Origin of the sequence: Chryseobacterium culicis (genome assembly GCF_900108365.1) — a bacterium.
GTDB lineage: Bacteria > Bacteroidota > Bacteroidia > Flavobacteriales > Weeksellaceae > Chryseobacterium > Chryseobacterium culicis.
The window spans coordinates 852,822-874,479 of sequence record NZ_FNWQ01000002.1 but is presented as its reverse complement, the minus strand read 5'-3'; the positions used below and the strand labels follow the sequence as shown (position 1 = coordinate 874,479).

The window sequence follows — 21,658 nt, the reverse complement described above, 5'->3', positions numbered from 1 at the left end:
CTTAAGTTTTTTTAACGGTTTCAGACTGTTCTAACTCGGTTTTTTTTATTAAATTTGAAGATTAATTCTACAAATAAATTTTAATAAATAGATCAACTGTAATAATGGACAGATTTTCATTCCTAAACGCAGCTCATTCTCAGTTAATTGAGGATTTATACCAACAGTACTTAAAATTCCCGGACTCTCTAGAACCATCATGGAAAGCCTTCTTTCAAGGCTTCGATTTTGCTTTGGAGAACTACGGAGACGACGATAACATCCAGTTTATTCAGGCTTCGGCCAGCGCTGCTCCGGCAGTACAACAGATTTCTCAGGCAGTATCAAACGGAGAGGTTCCTGAGCATATCAAGAAAGAATTTAAAGTAGTAAACCTTATTGAGGCTTACAGAACAAGAGGACACCTTTTTACAAAAACCAACCCGGTTAGAGAAAGAAGACATTATACGCCTACTTTAGACATCGAAAACTTCGGTCTGTCTAAAGAAGATTTAAATACAAAATTCAACTGTGCGGTTGAAACAGGAATGAAAGAGCCTGCTACTCTGGCAGATTTAATCAAGCACCTTGAAAGTATCTACTGTGATTCTATCGGAGTAGAATACATGCACATCAATAACGTTGAAGAAAAAGATTTCATCAAAAGATGGCTTCAGGTAAATGAAAACCATCCTAATCTTTCTGCAAACGAAAAAACAGAAATCTTATTAAAATTAAATCAGGCAGTTGCATTTGAAAACTACCTTCATACAAAATTTGTAGGACAGAAAAGATTCTCATTGGAAGGAGGTGAAACATTAATCCCTGCTTTGGACCAGCTGATCTCAAGATCTTCGCAGTTAGGCGTAGACGAAGTAGTATTGGGGATGGCACACAGAGGTAGACTGAATGTTCTTACCAATATCTTCGGAAAATCGTATAAGCAGATCTTCTCAGAATTTGAAGGAAAAGAATTTGAAGAAGATGTTTTCTCCGGTGATGTTAAATATCACTTAGGATCATCTAAAAAAATAAAAACTGCTTCCGGAGAGGAAGTTTGCATCAACCTTACTCCGAACCCGTCTCACCTTGAAACAGTGGCTGCCCTTGTAGAAGGTATCTGCCGTGCAAAAGTAGACGACAAATACAAGGACTATTCTAAAGTATTGCCAATCATCATCCACGGTGACGGCGCGATTGCCGGACAAGGCATTGCTTACGAAGTGGCTCAGATGATGACATTGGAAGGATACAGAACAGGAGGTACCGTTCATATCGTTGTCAATAACCAGGTTTCATTTACCACCAACTACATGGATGCGAGATCTTCCACATACTGTACAGACATTGCAAAAGTTACAGAATCTCCTGTAATGCATGTAAATGCTGACGATGCTGAAGCTGTTGTTCATGCTATTCACTTTGCTGCTGATTTCAGGGCAAAATTCGGAAAAGACGTTTATATCGACCTTTTAGGATATAGAAAATATGGTCACAATGAAGGGGATGAGCCAAGATTTACTCAGCCTAACTTATATAAAATCATTTCTAAGCATCCGAATCCAAGAGAAATTTATAAAGATAAATTACTTAAAGACAGCGTTACTTCAAACGATGTAATTGCTAAAATGGAAACAGAATTCAAAGCTCTTCTGGACAAAGATTTCGATGCTTCTAAAGAGATTGAGAAAAATGTAATGGATCTTTTCATGGCTGAAGACTGGACGAATTATCCGATCGGAAAAAGAGGAGCCGTTCAGTTGCCTGTGGATACCCAATATGATGCAGCAAAACTGAAAGAACTGGCGCTTAAAATGTCAACACTTCCAGCTGATAAAAAGTTCATCAATAAAATTACAAGACTTTTCGAAAACCGTATCAAAGCGATTGAAGGAAACTCATTAGACTGGGCGTTAGGAGAATGGTTAGCCTATGCTACACTTCTTGTGGAAGGTCACAACGTAAGAATTTCCGGGGAAGATGTAGAAAGAGGAACATTCTCTCACAGACACGCGGTAGTAAAAACAGAAGATACAGAAGAAGAATACATCCCGTTAAGACACGTATCAGAAAGCAGATTTGATGTATTCAACTCTCACCTTTCAGAATATGGGGTTCTAGGTTTCGATTACGGATATGCCATGGCTTCTCCCAATACATTAACCATCTGGGAAGCTCAGTTCGGAGATTTCGTGAACGGTGCTCAGATCATCGTTGACCAGTACCTTGCTGCTGCAGAAGAAAAATGGAAAATTCAGAACGGATTGGTAATGTTACTGCCTCACGGTTCAGAAGGACAGGGTGCTGAGCACTCTTCAGCAAGACTGGAGAGATTCCTTACGCTTTGTGCAAACGAAAACATGGTAGTAGCCAATATCACTTCACCTGCCAACTATTTCCACTTATTGAGAAGACAGCTGAAATGGGGCTTCAGAAAACCATTGATCGTAATGAGCCCTAAATCTTTACTGAGACATCCTAAAGTAGTTTCTCCAATTGAAGATTTTGCAAACGGTACATTCCAGCCAGTCCTGGACGATCCAACTGCAGATCCTAAAAAAGTAGAGAAATTAGTTCTTTGTTCAGGTAAACTGTACTTCGAATTATTAGCGAAGAAAGAAGAACTGAACTGTGAAAATATTGCATTAGTAAGATTCGAGCAGTTATATCCGCTTCAGACAGATGCTATTGAAGCCATCTTCAACAAATACGAAAACAAAAAACAGTTGGTTTGGGCTCAGGAAGAACCTGAAAACATGGGAGCGTGGTCTTATATCCTGAGAAACTTCAGAGATACAGGAATCCAGGTTGTTGCTCCGGTACCAAGCGGTGCTCCGGCTCCGGGAAGCCATAAAATGTTTGAGAAAAACCAAAATGCAGTGATCAACAGAGTTTTCGACAGAGATGATGCTCCTGCTAAAAGACCCGTTACAGCTTAATTTATAATAATATCCAATTAAAAAAATAAAAAATACTCGATATGTCAGTTTTAGAAATGAAAGTTCCTTCACCAGGCGAATCAATTACAGAAGTTGAAATTGCAACTTGGCTTGTAAAAGATGGTGATTATGTAGAAAAAGATCAACCTATCGCCGAAGTGGATTCAGATAAAGCAACTCTTGAATTGCCGGCAGAACAAAGTGGTGTTATCACTTTAAAGGCAGAAGAAGGTGATGTAGTACAGGTAGGTCAGGTAGTTTGTTTAATTGATATGGATGCTGCTAAGCCAGAAGGTGCTGCACCTGCTGCTGAAGCTCCAAAACAGGAAGAAGCTCCGAAAGCTACTGAACCTGCTAAACAAGAAGCTCCAAAACCAGCGGCTCCGGTAGCTGCTCCACAAACATATGCAACAGGAGCTCCATCTCCGGCTGCCAAGAAAATCCTTGACGAAAAAGGAATGGATGCTGCTCAGGTTTCAGGAACAGGAAGAGACGGAAGAATCACTAAAACTGATGCTGAATTAGCGGCAGTTCCTGCGTTAGGAGGAAGCCCTATGACGGCTACAGGTGCCAGAACGACCACTACCACTAAACTTTCAGTGTTAAGAAGAAAAATCGCTCAGAGATTGGTTTCTGTAAAGAACGAAACTGCTATGCTGACGACTTTCAACGAAGTGGATATGTCTGAAATCTTCAGATTAAGAAAGCAATATAAAGAAGAATTTGCTCAAAAGCACGGCGTAGGACTTGGTTTCATGTCTTTCTTCACAAAAGCAGTAACAAGAGCATTGCAAATGTATCCGGATGTAAATGCATCTATTGACGGAGACTTCAAAGTAAACTATGATTTCTGTGACATTTCAATTGCCGTTTCTGGTCCAAAAGGATTAATGGTTCCGGTATTGAGAAATGCTGAAAATATGTCTTTTGCAAGCGTGGAAGCAAATATCAAGGATCTTGCTGTTAAAGTAAGAGATGGTAAAATTACTGTGGACGAAATGACTGGTGGTACTTTCACGATTACAAACGGTGGTACTTTCGGATCTATGATGTCTACACCAATCATCAACCCTCCGCAATCTGCAATCTTAGGAATGCACAACATTATCCAGAGACCGGTAGCCGTTGACGGACAGGTAGTAATCAGACCTATGATGTACGTGGCCATGTCTTATGACCACAGAATTATCGACGGTAAAGAATCCGTAGGATTCCTTGTAGCGGTAAAAGAAGGTATCGACAATCCGGTTGAAATATTATTGGGAGGTGACGAAAGAAAAGGCCTTGGTTTATAGTTTTAATAAAATTATAATGTAAATATATGATCTCGCCTTATAAAAAAGGCGAGATTTTTGTATTTATTAAGAAAATGCTACAATGATGTTTTCAAAAATGACTTCCAATATCAAAGTTTCAGTAATACCTGAATATGATAGTAAAAACAGTTATCCATCCGAAAACCGTTACGTTTTTAAATACAATATCACAATAGAAAATGACGGAAGCTTTCCTATTAAAGTATTGAAAAGAAAATGGTTAATCTTTGATGTAGGATTCGGATACACAGAAATTATAGGTGATGGCGTAATAGGCCTGACTCCTGATATAGGAACAAGTGAAAATTTCTCTTATTTCTCCAATGTAATGCTTCGTTCCGGAGTAGGAAATATGAGCGGAAAATACCTTGTTAAAAACCTTGAAACACAGGAGACTTTTGAGATTGATATTCCAAAATTCAATCTATTGTCTGAAGTGTTGAGTAATTAATGGTGAGCAGATGACAGATGAAGAACCCGGGTTCTTTACATTGTCCTCCTAAAGCTTTTTAATTTTGGCTTTCATATAGTCATTGACCTCATCATTATTGGTGAGGAAGAGCTTTTCAAATGCCAATAAAGAGATCTTGGCACACACTTCGGCATCGGCTCCTGCTCTGTGGTGGGTAAAATCAATCTTGTGATATTCTGCCAAAGGCTTTAAGCCATATTTCGGAAGGTAATTCCATGATTTCTTGGCAAGCTGTATACTGCATAAATAGTTTATTTTCGGAGTAAACATTCCGTAATGCTCCAGACATCCCCTTAAGACTGAAGCATCAAAACCCGCATTATGGGCAATCATAAGGCTTCCATACATCATATCCTGAGCCTCGTACCATATCTCGTCAAAGGTAGGTGCGTCTTTTACATCTTCAGGCTGAATACCGTGGACTGCAATATTAAATTTACTGAAATAAGGAAAACTGGGAGGTTTAATAAGCCAGGTCTTTGTTTCAACAATTTTAGAATCCTGTACCACACAAATTCCCATCTCACAAGCTGAACTTTTCTCGTGAGTGGCCGTTTCAAAATCTATTGCGCAGAAATCCATTTTTTTTAATATAAGTTGTTGATAGTTGCTGTTCGTTTTTTTGTCAATGGTTAACAGCGTTCTGTTGATGCTGATATGAAGTTATGAATTTTTACTTTAATCAGCCTTAATTCATGATCATTTGGATGATGTAATTTTCCCAGATCCCCATTTGCCATCTATTTCTTTCCACCCAAAAAATGTTTAAAGATTAGCCACTTTGACTGGTAAAACAGATTCTTCTGATGTCTCTGACGAAGTTTCCATGAACCTGGAAGCTGGGCATAAAAGCCAAAATGAGCTCTTATAACGGCCCAAAGATGGGAAAAACCGTATTTTAATCCGAAATAGATTCCTGCAACACTGTCCAGGCATAATCTGGAAAAAATAACAAGAATCAATTGAGGGAAAGGAAGATTTTTAAGCAGCATAGAAAGATTATTTCTGATGTTCAGATACGTCTTCTGTGCACTCTGTTTATTGAGCGTTCCGCCACCAACGTGATATACACTGGACTTGCCGGTATAGTAAATCTTTTTACCCGAATTGATCAGCCTCCAGCAAAGGTCGATTTCTTCCTGGTGCGCAAAGAATCTTGCATCAAAGCCATTCTGATCCCAAAAATCTTTTGAGCGGATAAAAAAACAGCATCCTGAAGCCCAGAAAATCTCTGCTTCATCATTGTACTGGCCTTTATCTTCTTCCAGGTCGTCAAAGACTCTTCCTCTGCAATAGGGATATCCAAGATTATCGATCAGTCCGCCGGCGGCACCGGCAAATTCAAAATAGCTACTGTTGTGATATGATAAAATTTTGGGCTGCACTGCTGAAATGGAAGGATTTTTTTCCATCAATTCCAATACAGGCTCAGTCCAGTTCCCGGTAACTTCCACATCGGAGTTCAGAAGACAGTAATATTCATGATGAATAGATTTTAATCCTTCATTATAGCCGCCTGCAAACCCATAATTTTTGTCATTCCTGATGATATGGACTGTGGGATAACTGTTTTGTAGAAACTCAACGGAATCATCAGTAGAAAGATTGTCTATCACATAGATATCGGCATTCTGAGAAAATTGAAGCACATTCGGAAGAAATTTCTCAAGCCAGTTTCTTCCGTTCCAGTTTAAGATGGCCACTGCCAGTTTTTTCTGCATGTCGATCTATTTTTTTTCAGAATCAAAATTCTTAATGGAATCCTGATATTTCCATTTTCTGTGTGACCAAAGGTAATTGTCAGGATATTTATGTAATGTATTTTCCAATAATTTGTGGAACTTCCTTACCACTTCGTTTTCTGTAAACTTTTCACCATCCGGATATATTCTGTGGTAATTTACCTGATAATACCCCCGTTTCACCTTTTTCATCTCACAATAGATAAAAACAAGATCCATTCTTGTAGCCAGTTTATCGTATCCAATAAAAGCCGGCGTTCTTTGATTTAAAAAATCCAGCCCGTACGTAACATGAGCATGGTGAGGCGTTTGATCTGCTACAAACATATAAGCAGAATCTCCGTTATTTTTGGATCTGAAAATATTAAGAATAACTTCATTGGCCTCCAGCGCTTCATTCCCGAATTTGTTTCGGACTTTTTTCATCTGATTTTCCCAGAAATCACTGTTAACCTTTCTGTATACAGGGTGGCAGTGTGCCTGAGGGATAATTCTTGCCAGTGCATTGATCCATTCCCAATTGAAAACATGTCCCGCCAAAAGAATAATATTTTTACCTTCCGCCTTTGCTTCGTAGAATAAATGCTGGTTGATGTGCTGCATCCTCACTCTGGACTCGGTCTCCGAAATAGTAAATGATTTGATGGTTTCTACCAGATAATCGGAAAAATTAAGATAAAATTTCTTTCTGATATCTTTAATTTCTTCTTCAGATTTATGAGGAAAAGACTTTTTAAGATTTTGTGTGATCACCTCCTTTCTGTATCCCACAATATAATAATTGAGGAAAAAGATAACGTCCGAAAAAATATACAATATTTTAAGCGGGAGCTTAGAGATCAGTGATAATATTTTGATTAGAAAATTCATAAAACACGCAAATTTAGTGATAATAAAATTATGGTTCTATTTTTGCTGAAGGATATGTAATATTTTTTTACTTTTATGTTATGAAAAAATTGACAATATTCGCTTTCCTGGGATTAAGTACTTTAGCTTTTTCACAGGATGTAAAGAATTCAACCGATAAAGAAAAACAAAAACCAGCTCTTGCAGTACCGGCGGAACAGAAAGATCTTGATGCCAAGAAAAAAGCAGCAGAAGAAAAAGCTAAGCTTCCTAAGCCCTATGATCCGAAAGCGGATGCCCAGGCTGATATCAGCAGATTAGTTGCTCAGGCCAAAAAGGAGGGTAAGAATGTAATGATCCAGGCTGGTGGAAACTGGTGTATCTGGTGTCTTCGTTTTAATAATTTTGTACAGACCACTCCTGAGCTAAAGGAGCTGGCAGATAAAAACTATGTATACTACCATCTGAACTATTCTCCAGAGAATAAGAATGAAAAGGTTTTTGCCCAATATGGTAATCCGGGTGAAAAATTTGGATATCCGGTATTCATCATTTTAGATAAGGATGGAAAAATGATCAAAGTTCAGCAAAGTGATGTCCTGGAAGAGGGAAAAGGGTACAGTAAAGATAAAGTAAAGGAATTTTTTACAACCTGGGCTCCTGAAAAAGGATAAAAACAATAAAAAAACTGCTTCGGAAATGAGGCAGTTTTTTTATTTTGTGGCGCAGCATTTTTGAAAACATGATGGGCTGCATTTACAGCAGCTTCTTTATCCAGCTTAACTTTTTTTCAGAATAGGGAGGATATTTGATATTCGGTTCTCCCCACGTAGTTTTATCAAGAACAGCTTTCTGGTGTGAAAAGGTCTCAAAGCCATATTTTCCGTGATAATTTCCTGTTCCTGAATTTCCTACGCCTCCAAAAGGAAGATGATCATTGCTTAAGTGCATCACTGTATCATTGATGCATCCTCCGCCAAATGATAATTTGCGGGTAAAACTTTCTTTTTCTTCCGAATTATTGGTGAAAAGATAAGCCGCCAGAGGTTTTTCAAGAGCTAAAACAGCGTTAAGCGCTGCATGGTAATTCTGAAAGCTGATCACCGGCAGGAGAGGACCAAAAATTTCTTCCTGCATGATTTCGTCATTCCAATCTACATGATGCAGTATGGTGGGTTCAATGTAGAGTTTTGCTTCATCAGACTGGCCGCCGGAATAAATTTTTTCCTGATCAAGAAGCCGTACCAGTCGTTGAAAATTTCTTTGGTTAATGATTCTTGTATACTGCTCAGAATCTTTTTCATATCCGAATTCTTTGATGTATTTGCGGAGCATTTCCAGAAACTGCTCCTGAATGGTTTCTTCCACCAAAAGATAGTCTGGTGCTACACAGGTCTGCCCGGCATTGAGGAATTTTCCCCAAACAATTCTTTTAGCTGCCACTTCAAGATTGGCATTTTTCGTAACAATAGCCGGAGATTTTCCGCCCAATTCAAGGGTTACAGGTGTAAGATGTTCCGCAGCGGCCTTATATACGATCTTTCCAACTTTTGTACTTCCTGTAAAGAATATTTTGTCAAACCTTAATTGTAAAAGAGCTGTAGTTTCCTCAATTCCCCCTTCGTATACATATAGATATTCCGGCGGGAAATTCTCGTTGATGAGCGAGGCCATCGCTTTCATGGTATTGGCAGCAATTTCACTGGGCTTTAGAATACAGCAATTTCCCGCAGCCATCGCAGCAATAACGGGAGAAAGCGATAGCTGATAAGGATAATTCCACGCTCCGATGACCAGCACACAACCCAGTGGATCCGCATAAATTTTACTGGTTCCCAATTGATTGACAAGATTAGTACTTACTTTTTTGGGTTTAGACAGCTTTTTTAAGTTCTTGATATAGTAATTGATATCATTCAGAATAAAGGATAATTCTGTGGTGAAAGTATCGAATTTTGATTTCCCAAAATCCTTGTGTATCGCTTCATACAGCTTATTCTCATTAGAAATAATAAGATTTTTAAGCTTTTCAAGATACATTTTCCGGAAAGCAAGACTGTGGGTTTGCTGTGTCTGGTAAAAATCCCTTTGCTTCTGTAAAATATTTTCGATTTCCATGGACGACTTTTATATTAAACGTTCTTATATTCCTGATCGTATTGACCAAGAAATTAGTAATAATAATGAGGTATTAATTTAATTAAAAAAAACATATTATTAAGTTTTAATCATAGAACAGTAAACTTTAGAAAATTCATTGTATGGTGATAAAAAATATTGTAATTTTATTTTACTTAAATTTTGATAATGAGAAAATTGTTCTGTCTGTTCTCCCTATTTTTTTGTTATTTCATTTACGCGCAATGTACAAGCTGCAGTATTCAGAACCCTGCAGATCCTGATTATCATTTTCCGGATAATACTACGGTATGTTTTACTTCGGATATGATTTTCAACAATCCTACTTTTGGGACCAATTCGAAAATCTGTATAGCCTCCGGTGTTACCTTGCAGTTTCAGAATAACATAAGCGGTGTTGCCAATGCTCCGCTGAGCTTTGAAGTACACGGAACCCTGAATTTCAACCAGGCGCTGACAAGTATTGCTGATCTTGATATACATGTTTACAGTACAGGAAACATAACAGTAGGAGGAGGAAATGGAAATCTGACAATGAACGGCCAGGTTAATACAATTAGTAATGAAGGGGTCATAGACCTCGGTGTTTTACAGTTAGGTGATAATACTTCCAATACGATTGATAATTACGGAAATCTGAATATTAACGGAAACCTCAATATGAGCAGCTCTGCAGCTACTTTGTTCAAAAATGAAGGGGGCGGGCTGATATTACTCAGTGGCAATTATGGAAATACCGAACAGAGTGTTTATGTGAACTGTGGGACGATCATATCTCAAAGTGGCTTTAATATTAATGGTGGTAAAATTATTAATACCGGAATCTTTACGGTAGGCGGAGATATCAATTTATCAGGAAGCAGCAGTGAGATTTACAATTTCGGACTTTTTACTTCTACAGGAAATATGAATAATGCCCCCTCTGATGCCGTTATTTACAATGAAGGAGAATTGGCATTGAATCAGTTTCAGGGAGGAAATGCAGCAATTCAGGGGCCGTCATCCTCTGCAAAAAAAGGATATGTGGTACTGCAGAATGCAATTCAGACAGGAAATGTAGTGATTGGCCCTAATCTCGATTTCAGAAGAACGACAGGTATATCTGATCAAAGCACGGTTTTTATGAACAGTAACCCAAGTTTTCTTTCTAATGTTACCTATGATTGTGCTTCTGACAACAGTTGTAGTGCGCCTTTGATCATCAATCCGGGATTTTGTCCTGCCATTAACGGTGATCTCCCACCAATGGCAATAGACGATGCCTACACTATTGTGGCAGGAGGATCTTCTGCAGGAGTTGTTTTAGATAACGATTTTGAAACGTATGGCGGAGCTCAGGCAACCCTTTCCAATGTCATTTTATCCCAGATATCTACTTCAAATCCCAATATATCCCTGAATACGGCTGATGGACATATTCTTGCAGCTCCGGGAACACCTCCGGGCACTTATCAACTGGTGTACCAGATCTGCCAGACTGCTGCTCCGTCAAATTGTGATACAGCAACAGTTACAGTTACGATTCAAGGAATTGTGCCTTGCTATAAACCTGCAGTAACAGCAGGTACGGTACTTTCTGCTGATTTTGGAATTACCTCATTGAGCAGAGCGGATAGCGGTGGAAACAACTGGCCGGGAATAAGAAAAGGAGCGTGGGCTGTATTGGAGTCCCGGAATAAAGGGTTTGTTCTTAACAGGCTTACGGATGCTCAGGTCGCAGCAATTCCGCTGGCGGATCTTAAAGAAGGGATGCTTGTGTATAATACGACACAAAATTGTCTGCAGGTTAATACTGACGGAACTGCCGCAGGCTGGAAATGCTTTAATACCCAAACCTGCCCGGATTAACAGAAAACATGATTAATTATGAAAAAAATAGCCCCACTTCTTATATTAATACTTTCCGGAAGCTTTAATGCTCAGGTTGCTATAGGAAAAACAGCATTAGAATCCGCATCGTCATCCGTTGAATTTGGAAATGAAAACCGCGGTCTTGTTCTCCCGTGGGTAGAGAGCGCCTCAGGAATTCTGAATGTGGTGAACGGAACATTGATATTTGATACTTCAGATATGAAGGTGAAAGTGTATCAGAACAATCTTTGGAAAGACCTCTCCGTTGATGCAACGGGCACTGCTGATACAAGTCTGCAGAATAATTTACCTGATAATACCAACTCAAAAGTTTCCATAGGAACCCCTTCGTCTGTTTCCGGAATTCTGGTCCTTGAAGACAGTAATAAAGCTATGGTTTTACCGAAAGTAGCGTCTCCCTATCTCAATATTATTTCTCCTGCCGCCGGAATGATGGTTTATGATACCCAGAAAAAGCAGATTGCCGTTTTTAACGGAAATGTGTGGTCTTTCTGGGGAGAATAATTTTACATGATGTTTCTTACAGCTATTTTTACAGGATGGTAAAGGAGCAGACCCACTGCTGTAGTAAGTGCCAGCCAGAACAATCCCGTAAAAATTTCCATATTGGAAAGAAGGATAGACTGTGCCGTTATTTTGGCTTTAAAAGCTCCTGCTGTCATGGATAAAGAATCATTAACTGAGAGTTTCGCAATATTAGCCCCGAAAAGCTGATTCCACTGACTGTAAAATACAGGATTGGTATCTGTAAAGCTGGCGCTGAGTGTATCAGAATGTTTTAATGTTAAAAATAACATCAGGTTCTGCATCAGTGCATATCCTATAGCGGTAGTCCAGAAGCGGGTGGTAGTTCCTAACGCTGTAGCATTGGATACATATTCTTCCGGAGTACCTGAAATCAGAAAGAATACAAGGGGAGTAAATAATAATCCCTGAGCGACCCCCTGCAAAAACAATGGGGGACAAATAGTAGAAAGAGTTGTGTCAGGATAAAAAGTATAGGTAAACCAGGCGCAGTCTATAGCCAGTAAAAGGAATCCCGTAAAAAAAACAATTCTTGAGGATACTCCCCGAACAAGACAGATACCTGATAATACTATACCCACAAGAGTGCCTGCAACATTCCAGTACTGGATATTTACAATATAGTCCCAAGGCCATTTCCATACCGTAGCCATAATGCTGTATACATTGTTTAGTCCGGAGCGGATCAGATAAAAAATGAAAAACAGAATCATGCCTGCAATCACGTTTTTTGAACTGAAAACCTCAAAATGAAACAATGGTCTCTTAGAGTTTCTCTGTTTGAGCATAAATAAGCCTCCTGAAAGAAGGAAAATAAAAAGACACATAATAATGGTATCAGATTCGAACCACATCAGTCTTTTCCCATAGATAACAGCGTAACCTCCCGCCTGCATACATACCCAAAGTAAAAACCAGCTGGTAATATCCAATTGGTATAAAGGTTTTTTGGGAAAGAATCTGTTTCTGTTGAACAGAGCAATACCAATGATCAGTACAAATACATGAAAATAGACCATCATCAGGATCATATGCTGAAAATCGTAATCTTCAATGCTTGATTTTAAAAGAGAAGTGGTAATGGTCCCTCCGGTCAGCATAATGGTATACATGAAGAGATACGCCAGAACCTTGGCATGTTTTGTTTTTAATTCAGCAATAATTAAAGGCAGGAAAATAGCTCCTTCCAGCAATCCGAAAATTCCTTCTAAAAATCGGATGACCAATATAACATGATAATCATTGGTGACTGATAAAACATAGAGGATAATGACGGAAACGGAAGCCATCAGCAGCACGTAATATTTGACGCTGAAATAGGCCATAAATCTTTGTAAAACTAAAAGGGTAACCACAAATGTCCCATACATCAAAATCATTAAATACTGGATGTCATCAGAATCTACATCCATAAAAGAAGATGTGAAGGCGCTGTTTGAATGTAAAAGCGACAGCAACATCAGGTGGGGAAACAATGCCAATATCAGAAGAGGCAGTTTCAGCCATTGTGGTACCCATTTATGATAAACTGTATTGTGTTGCATAATTTTGTAAGCTTAAGCTTAAAGAGAAACGGCAAATGAAACAACCTTCCATTGAACCGGATGTGAAAAATGCGAAAAGACAAAGGGCAAAGGTGTAAACAAATAAAGGTAAAATGGCAAATATGCTGTAAGAAAAAATTGGCAGATTCGCTATTTTGCAGTTTGCCTTTTCGCTAAAAAAATAATTTAATTGTAAAATTTGAAAATGGAAGAATTTGAAAATGATAATAAAGCCGGATATTTTTATACTCTAAAACTCTAAAACTCTAAAACCCTCCAACCCTCAAACTCATATCTTCTTTGCGCTCACCAGAACATTCATTCCGGAAAGCAGTTTTTCGTTGTTTTTGTTGTTGTCAAGAATAATTTTCACCGGAAATCGCTGCTCAATTTTCACGAAATTTCCGGTTGCATTATCCGGTTTTACCAATGAAAACTGAGATCCGGATGCAGGAGAAACAGAGAGTATTTTCCCTTTAAACTCAACATCGGGATAGGCATCTGCGGTAATAATTACTTCCTTGCTCTGATCAATCTGTCCAAGCTGCGTTTCTTTGTAATTGGCTATGATCCATTTTTCTTTGCTGACAATCTGAACCAGGGCCTGGCCTTCTTTGATCAGCTGTCCTTCCTGGATGGTCTTTTTTCCTACCCATCCGTCATAGGGGGCGGTAATCACTGTATACGAAAGATAGAGTTTCGCATTACTGAGGCTTGCTGAACTCTGCTGGATCTGGCTTTTTACGGGAGCCACTTTAGTCTGCTGTTCATTTGCGCCGGCCTTTACTGCATTTTTCTGCTGTTCCAATGCCAAAAGATTAGCTTTTGACTGTTCATAAGATGCTTTTACATTTTCAAACTCCTGTTCTGTAGCAGCATCTTCAGCCAAAAGGTTTTTATATCTTTTATAATCCTGTTCTGTTTTCCAGATATCAATTTTTGCGGAAGCAATTTTGGCATCAATGATTTTAGTATCACTTTCTTTGGTGCTCACCCCGCTTTCAATGGTGCTGATGGTTGCTGTATTGGCATGAAGATTAGCCTCTGCCATATGGACCTGATTGACAAACTCTCTGTTGTCTATAACGAGTAAGGTGTCGCCTTTGTGTACGAATTGATTTTCGTTAAAATGTACGGATTTGATAAATCCTGAAACCTTACTGGATACAGGGGTTATATATTGCTCAATCTGTGCATCATTAGTAGTTACATTTTTTCTTGAAAAAAGATAAAAGCTGACCATTCCTGTAATTCCGCTGATGATCAGGATCCAGGCCAGTAAAGTAATGGACTTGTTGATTCTTTTTTCCTTTTGTGTCAATTGTTTCTGTGCCATAGTTTTTATAAGTTTCCAATTGTATATTGGAGTTGGTAATATTTAAGTTGTCTGTTGATTTTTACGGAAATAAGATTAGATTCAGCTTCCAGATAAGAATTATCGGCGTCAATCAGTTCAGTGATAAGGCTTAGTTTATTGGCGTATTTTGTTCTTACAATACGGTAGTTTTCTTTCGCCTGGTTAATGGCTTCTTCAGCAATTTTTACCTTCTGGTCTGTTTCTTCAAACTTTTTATAAGCTTCGTATACGTTATGTCTTACGTTTTCCTCATTTTCCTCGATCTGAAGGTGGGCAAGATTAATATTTTCCCTCGCTTCCTGCATTTTATATTTGTTTTTGTACAGATTTTCGATGGGATAGGTAAGATTTATACCCACCATGCCCAAACGGTAGGCATAGGGTTCAGGAGGGAAGAACATCATATTGGGATATTTCAGAAAATATTCTCCCCCAGCTGTAATTTTGGGTAAATAATTCGCTTTGGTAATTTTTTGGTCCAGTTCTTTTAAAGAAAGGTTCTTACGAGTGATTTCTACAGATTCATTCTTGGTTAAAGCCACTTGTGTCAGCTCATCTACGTAAGGAATTTCTGCCTTGTCGGAAATAAGATCTTCCGTATTCACATGCATCTCCTGGTTTTCCGGAAGGGAAAGAATGGTTTTCAGTTTATGTTCTGCAATCTGAATATCATTATCCAGTTCTGTCCAGCTCATTTTATGATTGGAAAGCTGCAGTGATGTTCTTAAGACTTCATTTACCGTTACAACACCATTAGCTTTTAAAGCTTTTACCTGCTTAATGTTAACAGAGTCCTCCTTCATTTTATCATTGATAAGGCTTTGCTGTTCTTTTAAATGATGGATCTGCAGAAAAGCAGTGATAATAGACATTTTAAGCTGTCTCTCGTCCATATGGGTTCTTAAAGCAGAAATTTCCGTATCAATGGCTGCTTTCTTCTCTGTATTTTTAATCTTTCCTCCCATATAGACAGGAATAGAAGCAGATAAAGTAAAGTCATACATTCCGTTGATTATGTCATATTTGGTGGCTTTATTAAAAACGCCATTCTGATGCTGAAAAAGGTTTGTTACCTGGTTGTAGCTTGTATGAAATTCGATGTCCGGAAGTTTTTCCATTTTGAGATCTTTCTCTTTGGTAACGGACATTTCCTGTTTCAGATGACTTATCTGTATGTTTTTGTTGTTTTTCAGACCAATCTCTACGGCTTGCTGTAAGCTGAGATGCTGGTAATCTATCATCTGTGACTGTAAAAAGCTGCTCAATACTAAGCACAACGCCATGCACAGATACCGGCATGCGTTCAATATGATATTCATAAATTAATTAAAGGATTTTTGCTAAAATGATTTTGATGCAGCAAAGTTACGATGACGAGCTATAGACCCTATTTGTGAAAACAGAAAAAGATTTGCTCATTTACGCCAATCTGAAAATTCTTTCTTACCTTTATTGGATGAATAACAGCCATTTTACAGCCGTAGAAGAAGAAGACGCTGAATTTTATGTCTATCACGTCCTTAAAGGAAATGTAACTACAGAAATTCATTATCACAGCTCTGCGCAATTAGTCTATGCAGAAGGTGGTATCGTACATGTTTTTACAGATCAGAGACACTGGTATCTTCCTGCAAGATGTTTTATGTGGATTCCCGCCGGAACCCCTCACTACATTTTTTCTACCAGTCCTAAAGTAGATTTATACAATTTTTATTTTAAGAAAGAAAAAGGTGAAAGTGGCTTTTTTGATGAAATCAATATTTATTCTGTGAATAATCTACTGAGAGAGATGATTTTGTACACGAAAGAGTGGGATGGGAAAATTACAAAAAATGATACTCATCAATACTTTTTTCTCAAAGCACTGAAAGGGGTTTTACAGGAAAAAAAGCATAAACACCTTGCATTTCCGATACAGCATCCGTTTCCCAAAGATGAAACTTTACTGAAGATTGCAAGATACATTCATGCCAATCTCGAAAAGCCTCTCACCATAGAATCTACGGCAAAAGAATTCGGAATGAGTACAAGAACCCTCTCCAGGAAATTTAAAGAGATTCTGGGCATGAATTACATCCGTTTTTTAAGAGCCTTAAGAATCACGCGCTCGCTTGAGCTTATGCTGGAAGGTAAATACAACATGTACGAAATAGCAATGATGGTAGGGTACAACAGCCTGTCTTCTTTCAGCAATATTTTCAAAAAGGTAATTGGAATTGCCCCTACAGAATATCAGCAGAAATTGAGAGGGGATATATAGTGAATGGGAGAGTTTGAGATTCGGGGTACGTGTTACGCGTTTTATAGTGCTGGATATGGTTTTCTTGACTGTTCTTACGTGTAAGGTTGTAAAAAAGCTCATTTAACGAGTAATAACAGTTAATATTTTCTACATTCCCTTCGCTGAAGGGGGAGATTTTTGCAAAGCAAAAATACGGGGTATTCATAATCTTTCTGAATGATATACAAAAAAACCACCTCAATAAATTGAAGTGGTCTGTATTGTGAGAAATTCTCAGTTGCTTATTAAGCTTCTTCAGTTTTAGCTTCTTCTTTTTTAGGAGCAGCAGCTTCTACTGGAGCGTCAGAAACGATGTCAAACTCATAGTTGTACTCAACATTTCTGTGAAGTCTGATAAGAGCTGTGAATTTACCAGTTCTCTTGATTGTGTTACCAGGAATTTTGATGTATTTTTTCTCTACAGAAACACCAGCTTTTTCTAAAGCAGCAGATAGATCACCATTGTTGATAGATCCGAATAGTTTGTCACCAGCACCTACTTTTGCAGGGATTGTGATAGAAGTTTTCTTCAATTGCTCAACTACAGCGTTAGCAGCAGAGATTAATTTAGCTTCTTCTTCTTTTCTAGCTTCTAATGTAGCTTCTAAAGCAGCTTTGTTCTTAGGGGTAGCTAAAAGAGCAATTCCTTGAGGAATTAAGAAGTTTCTAGCATAACCTGGCTTTACGTTTACTGTATCAAACTCAAGTCCTAAGTTTTCTACGTCTTTTTTTAGGATAATTTCCATTGTTGTTGTCCTTTTTTAGATTTTAGTTTTGTATCTAAAATCAAGTTAGAATTAATGATTTATTCAGCAACAAAAGAAGAGGGAGACCTCTTCTTTTATTTATTTTTTGTCTTATTTCAATAAGTCAGCTACGTATGGTAGTAATGCAAGGTGTCTTGCTCTTTTGATAGCAGCAGAAACTTTTCTTTGGTATTTTAAAGAAGTTCCAGTGTATCTTCTTGGTAAGATTTTACCCTGCTCATTTACAAACTGTAATAAGAAATCAGCATCTTTGTAGTCAACGTGCTTAATTCCGTATTTTTTGAATCTACAATATTTCTTTTCAGATTTTGTATTGATATCAAGCGGAGTAAGGAATTTTACTTCTGATTCTCCTCCAGCTGAGGCTTGTTTAGCCATTTCATCTATTGCCATGTCTTGTCTTTTTTAAAAAATAGGGTTAATAATTAAGCTTTAGCTGCTTTTACTTTAGTTCTTCTAGTTACAGCGTACTCAACAGCATGTTTGTCAAGTTTTGTAGTAAGGTAACGGATTACTCTCTCGTCACGCTTAAATGCTAATTCTAGATCAGCTACCACAGTACCTTCTCCTTTGAATTCAATTAGAGTATAAAACCCATTCTTTTTCAATTGGATAGGATAAGCTAATTTTTTTAATCCCCAGTTTTCTTTAGCAACGATTTCGCAGTTCTTTTCTTTGATAAGATCTACATACTTGTTCACTGCTTCCTCTACCTGTGACTCAGATAGAACGGGAGTTAAAATGAAAACAGTTTCGTAATTGTTCATAATGTTAAATGAATTTGTTAATTATTTCGAGGTGCAAAAGTAGACAATATATTTCTTATATACAATAGTATTGAAAGAAAATGGGCAGAAATATCTCCTCATTGAGCAGCATTTCTCTGAATATTTTGAGTGAAACAGTCTAAGGATTACTCTTTTTCTCTTAATTCCGTTAAAAAATTTACTTTCAAAACATCATACAAAGAATGCCTGCTTACCAGAATAGAAACAATAGAAGATACCATTCCGGCCAGCATCAAATGAAATATCAGAGAATGTCTGTCTGTCATTTCCAGTACAATAATGGCTGAAGTAAACGGAGCTCTCGTAATTCCCGTAAGGAAGGCTACCATGCCTGCAAGAATCACAACATTGGTTTCATTGGGTGTTAAATGAATAATTCCCGAAATTACAGAACCTATGCTTGCTCCCGCCGTAAGAGCCGGGGCAAAAATCCCACCGGCACCGCCAGAAGTAAAGGACAGGGCAGGTCCCAGCATCCTCAGAATCGGTACATACCAGTCTTCGTGCTTATCTTTGGTGAAGAGTACACGCTCCATAATTTCTTTTCCGGAACCTAAGACTTCTCTATTAATGAAATAAGCGATTGAAGCAATAATTAAAGCACAAATGATCAGGAAAACGACATTAGCTTTATCTGTCTTTAATTTTTTCTTCTTCCAGCCGTTGATTTTAAGCATCACCACGGATAATTGGCTGGCCAGAATACCTGCAGTACCGGCTACCAGCATAATCGGAAACATTACCATTAAGGAAACATCATTGGTTTTCGGATATCCCAGGTATAAATAAGATCCAGCCAGTGTTTGAGCAGTAAGACCCGCAATAATTACAGCCGTAAACAAAGCTGTCTTAAAGTAATTGATATGCGTTTTGGACAATTCTTCCACAGCGAAAACGATTCCTCCAAGCGGTGTATTGAATGCTGCTGCCAGTCCGGCGGCGGCTCCGGTCATAATCATGTTTTTCTTGGAAATCTTGGGCCACCATTCAGGAAGATATTCATTTACCTTTCTGAAAACAGAACCTGCGATCTGAATGGTAGGACCTTCGCGGCCTACAGCGCCTCCTCCGATAACAAGGATGACAGAAGAAAGGATTTTGAAAAAAATAATTTTTATACTGAGCAGATTTCGGATTTTCCTGTGTTCTTTTGGATTGGCCAGCTCTACAGCCGCCATCACCTGCGGAATACCGCTTCCTTTTGCATTGGGAGCAAATTCTTTCACCAGCCACCAGGACAGTACAAATCCGATGGGTGCAATAATGAAAATCATCCAAGAATGCCAGTCAAAAATAAAATTCATAAGATGCTCGCCCCAGGCAAATATCTGTGCATACATCACCGCAAAAAAACCTGTAATCACAGATCCTATCCAAAAAGGAATAGCCTGCAGAAGATTATACTTCAGCTGTTCGTTCCTGATATTGTCGAAGGAGTTTTTGAGAGCTCTTTTTATGAGGGTGAAAAGTTTCAGCATTTGTTAATTTAGAAATATAAAAATACATGATCTTCTGTAATCAGAACCTATTTTCCTGCAATAATTTTTTTTTAAATAATCCGAATAAGCATAATTTCCAAAAATCCTAAAGTGTAAAATTATCAATTTTACAAATAAAAGTATTTTTTATTGAATATATTTTTGTTATTATGAATGGTTGTTATGCTTATGATTTGTAATGAATTTAATTAATGAAAATAAAAAAACCTCCGATTTTAATCGGAGGTTTACTATTTTAAAAGCAGCAAATGTACTTATTGCTGATTACATTATTTATATTTCTGTATTCAGATCCCAGTTTTCAAGATAGTCGTGAACATGTTTCAGCATCATTCCTCCTAAAGATCCGTCTACCACTCTGTGGTCATAAGAGTGAGACATGAACATTAAGTTTCGGATTGCGATTACATCACCGTCAGCTGTTTCAAGAACTGCAGGCTTCTTAACAATAGCTCCGATGGCTAAAATAGCGACCTGAGGCTGAGGAATAATTGGAGTTCCCATAAGGTTTCCGAAGCTTCCTACGTTAGAAATGGTATAGGTTGCACCCTGAGTGTCTTCAGGTCTTAATTTTTTGTTTCTTGCTCTGTAAGCCAAATCATTGATTGCTTTTGCAAGACCTGATAATGATAACTGATCAGCATTTTTGATGACAGGAACAATAAGGTTTCCGTCCGGAAGGGCAGTAGCCATACCAATGTTGATGTTTTTCTTTTTGATGATGTTTTCACCATTTACAGAAACATTGATCATTGGGAAGTCCTGAATTGCTTTTACAACAGCTTTCACGAAAATAGGCATGAACGTCAGTTTTTCACCTTCTCGTTTTTCGAACACAGCTTTATTTTTGTTTCTCCATTTTACAACGTTGGTAACATCGGTTTCGATGAAAGAAGTAACGTGCGGAGCAATTTGTTTTGCTTTTACCATGTTTTCAGCGATGATCTTTCTCATTCTGTCCATAGGAATGATCTCATCACCGGCGCTTACCGGAATTGTAGCCGCAGGAGCAGATACAGCCGGCTGTGGAGCAGACGCTGCCTGTACCGGAGCTGCCTGAGCAGGCTGGCTTCCTCTGTTAGCAACATAAGCTAATATATCTTCTTTTGTAATTCTTCCTTCTAAACCGCTTCCTTTGATGGATTTCAGTTCAGTTTCAGAAATTTTTTCCTGTTGTGCAATAGATTTTACAAGGGGAGATAGATAAAGATCTCCTGAGAATTCTACGTTTGAAGCAGCTGCCGTTTGCAAAGGCTCTTCAATTGCTTTTAAAGTTTCAGCATCCGGAGCGGCTGCAGGAGTTTCAGTTTTTACTTCTTCTGAAGCGGTACCTTCTCCTTCAATTTCTAAAATAGCAATGGCTTCACCTACTTTTGCAACTTCATCTTTTTGCTTTAAAATTTTTACGATTTTCCCCGAAACTGGTGTCGGAACGTCTGAATCTACTTTATCTGTTGCAATTTCTACTACGGAGTCATCCTCCTTTACGTTATCACCTTCATTGAATAACCAAGTGATAATTGTCGCTTCCATAACCCCTTCTCCCATGGAAGGAAGCAATAATTTGTATTCTGCCATTTTTGATTTTT

At 38.2% G+C, this 21,658-nt stretch carries 19 protein-coding genes; 7 read left to right on the top strand and 12 right to left on the bottom strand.

Features of this window, described 5'->3' with window-relative positions; translation table 11 throughout:
* The first annotated feature begins 104 nt into the window (after positions 1–104).
* The 3 genes from BLW74_RS10315 (at position 105) to apaG (ending at position 4,685) form a co-directional block, all read left to right on the top strand.
* Positions 105–2,918, top strand: a complete 2,814-nt coding sequence (locus BLW74_RS10315; RefSeq protein WP_089692323.1) for a 2-oxoglutarate dehydrogenase E1 component — start codon at positions 105–107, stop codon at positions 2,916–2,918.
* Positions 2,919–2,959: 41 nt separating this feature from the next.
* A complete protein-coding gene (gene odhB / locus BLW74_RS10310) occupies positions 2,960–4,213 on the top strand; it encodes a 2-oxoglutarate dehydrogenase complex dihydrolipoyllysine-residue succinyltransferase (RefSeq protein ID WP_089692322.1) in 1,254 nt (417 codons plus the stop codon).
* Between the two features lie 82 nt (positions 4,214–4,295).
* Positions 4,296–4,685, top strand: a complete 390-nt coding sequence (gene apaG / locus BLW74_RS10305) for a Co2+/Mg2+ efflux protein ApaG (protein WP_089692321.1) — start codon at positions 4,296–4,298, stop codon at positions 4,683–4,685.
* Between the two features lie 48 nt (positions 4,686–4,733).
* Here the strand turns inward: apaG and BLW74_RS10300 are convergent, their stop codons facing one another.
* The 3 genes from BLW74_RS10300 to BLW74_RS10290 all read right to left on the bottom strand — a co-directional run bounded on the left by BLW74_RS10300 (position 4,734) and on the right by BLW74_RS10290 (position 7,318).
* The gene (locus BLW74_RS10300) at positions 4,734–5,288 is read right to left on the bottom strand and encodes a 3'-5' exonuclease (RefSeq protein ID WP_089692320.1); all 555 of its coding nucleotides are present in this window, start codon (positions 5,286–5,288) and stop codon (positions 4,734–4,736) included.
* A gap of 158 nt (positions 5,289–5,446) precedes the next feature.
* On the bottom strand, positions 5,447–6,427 hold the full coding sequence (locus BLW74_RS10295) for a glycosyltransferase family 2 protein (protein WP_089692319.1): 981 nt from the start codon (positions 6,425–6,427) through the stop codon (positions 5,447–5,449).
* Positions 6,428–6,433: 6 nt separating this feature from the next.
* Complete coding sequence (locus tag BLW74_RS10290; RefSeq protein ID WP_089692318.1) at positions 6,434–7,318, bottom strand: lysophospholipid acyltransferase family protein; 885 nt, start codon at positions 7,316–7,318, stop codon at positions 6,434–6,436.
* An 80-nt stretch (positions 7,319–7,398) separates the two neighbouring features.
* Here BLW74_RS10290 and BLW74_RS10285 point away from each other — a divergent pair, with 80 nt between their 5' ends.
* Positions 7,399–7,971, top strand: coding sequence for a thioredoxin family protein (locus BLW74_RS10285; protein ID WP_089692317.1), 573 nt, complete (start codon positions 7,399–7,401; stop codon positions 7,969–7,971).
* An 82-nt stretch (positions 7,972–8,053) separates the two neighbouring features.
* Here the strand turns inward: BLW74_RS10285 and BLW74_RS10280 are convergent, their stop codons facing one another.
* Positions 8,054–9,415: an aldehyde dehydrogenase gene (locus BLW74_RS10280; protein ID WP_089692316.1), complete on the bottom strand. Its 1,362-nt coding sequence runs from the start codon at positions 9,413–9,415 to the stop codon at positions 8,054–8,056.
* A gap of 189 nt (positions 9,416–9,604) precedes the next feature.
* Here BLW74_RS10280 and BLW74_RS10275 point away from each other — a divergent pair, with 189 nt between their 5' ends.
* Together BLW74_RS10275 and BLW74_RS10270 are read left to right on the top strand one after the other, a co-directional pair.
* On the top strand, positions 9,605–11,284 hold the full coding sequence (locus BLW74_RS10275; protein WP_089692315.1) for a hypothetical protein: 1,680 nt from the start codon (positions 9,605–9,607) through the stop codon (positions 11,282–11,284).
* Positions 11,285–11,302: 18 nt separating this feature from the next.
* Positions 11,303–11,812: a hypothetical protein gene (locus BLW74_RS10270; protein ID WP_089692314.1), complete on the top strand. Its 510-nt coding sequence runs from the start codon at positions 11,303–11,305 to the stop codon at positions 11,810–11,812.
* Positions 11,813–11,814: 2 nt separating this feature from the next.
* Here BLW74_RS10270 and BLW74_RS10265 read toward each other — a convergent pair whose 3' ends face one another.
* From BLW74_RS10265 to BLW74_RS10255, 3 genes are all read right to left on the bottom strand, one after another.
* On the bottom strand, positions 11,815–13,377 hold the full coding sequence (locus BLW74_RS10265) for an MFS transporter (protein ID WP_089692313.1): 1,563 nt from the start codon (positions 13,375–13,377) through the stop codon (positions 11,815–11,817).
* 289 nt (positions 13,378–13,666) lie between these two features.
* Complete coding sequence (locus tag BLW74_RS10260) at positions 13,667–14,713, bottom strand: HlyD family secretion protein (protein WP_089692312.1); 1,047 nt, start codon at positions 14,711–14,713, stop codon at positions 13,667–13,669.
* A 5-nt stretch (positions 14,714–14,718) separates the two neighbouring features.
* The gene (locus BLW74_RS10255) at positions 14,719–16,053 is read right to left on the bottom strand and encodes a TolC family protein (RefSeq protein ID WP_228424861.1); all 1,335 of its coding nucleotides are present in this window, start codon (positions 16,051–16,053) and stop codon (positions 14,719–14,721) included.
* A 74-nt stretch (positions 16,054–16,127) separates the two neighbouring features.
* On the opposite strand from BLW74_RS10255, the gene BLW74_RS10250 reads away from it, so the two are divergent.
* Positions 16,128–16,994 carry a helix-turn-helix domain-containing protein gene (locus BLW74_RS10250; RefSeq protein WP_228424859.1) on the top strand — a complete coding sequence of 289 codons (867 nt, stop codon included), beginning with the start codon at positions 16,128–16,130 and terminating at the stop codon, positions 16,992–16,994.
* A 266-nt stretch (positions 16,995–17,260) separates the two neighbouring features.
* On the opposite strand, the gene rplI is transcribed toward BLW74_RS10250, so the two are convergent.
* From rplI to BLW74_RS10225, 5 genes are all read right to left on the bottom strand, one after another.
* Complete coding sequence (gene rplI, locus BLW74_RS10245; RefSeq protein ID WP_089692310.1) at positions 17,261–17,761, bottom strand: 50S ribosomal protein L9; 501 nt, start codon at positions 17,759–17,761, stop codon at positions 17,261–17,263.
* A 111-nt stretch (positions 17,762–17,872) separates the two neighbouring features.
* Complete coding sequence (rpsR, locus tag BLW74_RS10240; RefSeq protein WP_002979091.1) at positions 17,873–18,175, bottom strand: 30S ribosomal protein S18; 303 nt, start codon at positions 18,173–18,175, stop codon at positions 17,873–17,875.
* Between the two features lie 32 nt (positions 18,176–18,207).
* Complete coding sequence (gene rpsF / locus BLW74_RS10235) at positions 18,208–18,549, bottom strand: 30S ribosomal protein S6 (protein ID WP_047429790.1); 342 nt, start codon at positions 18,547–18,549, stop codon at positions 18,208–18,210.
* Between the two features lie 146 nt (positions 18,550–18,695).
* Positions 18,696–20,048: a chloride channel protein gene (locus tag BLW74_RS10230; RefSeq protein WP_089692309.1), complete on the bottom strand. Its 1,353-nt coding sequence runs from the start codon at positions 20,046–20,048 to the stop codon at positions 18,696–18,698.
* Positions 20,049–20,342: 294 nt separating this feature from the next.
* Complete coding sequence (locus tag BLW74_RS10225) at positions 20,343–21,647, bottom strand: dihydrolipoamide acetyltransferase family protein (RefSeq protein ID WP_089692308.1); 1,305 nt, start codon at positions 21,645–21,647, stop codon at positions 20,343–20,345.
* Between the last annotated feature and the right edge of the window lie 11 nt (positions 21,648–21,658).

Bases quoted from the DNA above. Each gene is read 5' to 3' on its own strand.
- BLW74_RS10315 (WP_089692323.1), top strand. From the start codon at position 105: ATGGACAGATTTTCATTCCTAAACGCAGCTCATTCTCAGTTAATTGAG.
- odhB (WP_089692322.1), top strand. From the start codon at position 2,960: ATGTCAGTTTTAGAAATGAAAGTTCCTTCACCAGGCGAATCAATTACA.
- apaG (WP_089692321.1), top strand. From the start codon at position 4,296: ATGATGTTTTCAAAAATGACTTCCAATATCAAAGTTTCAGTAATACCT.
- BLW74_RS10300 (WP_089692320.1), bottom strand. From the start codon at position 5,288: ATGGATTTCTGCGCAATAGATTTTGAAACGGCCACTCACGAGAAAAGT.
- BLW74_RS10295 (WP_089692319.1), bottom strand. From the start codon at position 6,427: ATGCAGAAAAAACTGGCAGTGGCCATCTTAAACTGGAACGGAAGAAAC.
- BLW74_RS10290 (WP_089692318.1), bottom strand. From the start codon at position 7,318: ATGAATTTTCTAATCAAAATATTATCACTGATCTCTAAGCTCCCGCTT.
- BLW74_RS10285 (WP_089692317.1), top strand. From the start codon at position 7,399: ATGAAAAAATTGACAATATTCGCTTTCCTGGGATTAAGTACTTTAGCT.
- BLW74_RS10280 (WP_089692316.1), bottom strand. From the start codon at position 9,415: ATGGAAATCGAAAATATTTTACAGAAGCAAAGGGATTTTTACCAGACA.
- BLW74_RS10275 (WP_089692315.1), top strand. From the start codon at position 9,605: ATGAGAAAATTGTTCTGTCTGTTCTCCCTATTTTTTTGTTATTTCATT.
- BLW74_RS10270 (WP_089692314.1), top strand. From the start codon at position 11,303: ATGAAAAAAATAGCCCCACTTCTTATATTAATACTTTCCGGAAGCTTT.
- BLW74_RS10265 (WP_089692313.1), bottom strand. From the start codon at position 13,377: ATGCAACACAATACAGTTTATCATAAATGGGTACCACAATGGCTGAAA.
- BLW74_RS10260 (WP_089692312.1), bottom strand. From the start codon at position 14,713: ATGGCACAGAAACAATTGACACAAAAGGAAAAAAGAATCAACAAGTCC.
- BLW74_RS10255 (WP_228424861.1), bottom strand. From the start codon at position 16,053: ATGAATATCATATTGAACGCATGCCGGTATCTGTGCATGGCGTTGTGC.
- rplI (WP_089692310.1), bottom strand. From the start codon at position 17,761: ATGGAAATTATCCTAAAAAAAGACGTAGAAAACTTAGGACTTGAGTTT.
- rpsR (WP_002979091.1), bottom strand. From the start codon at position 18,175: ATGGCAATAGATGAAATGGCTAAACAAGCCTCAGCTGGAGGAGAATCA.
- rpsF (WP_047429790.1), bottom strand. From the start codon at position 18,549: ATGAACAATTACGAAACTGTTTTCATTTTAACTCCCGTTCTATCTGAG.
- BLW74_RS10230 (WP_089692309.1), bottom strand. From the start codon at position 20,048: ATGCTGAAACTTTTCACCCTCATAAAAAGAGCTCTCAAAAACTCCTTC.
- BLW74_RS10225 (WP_089692308.1), bottom strand. From the start codon at position 21,647: ATGGCAGAATACAAATTATTGCTTCCTTCCATGGGAGAAGGGGTTATG.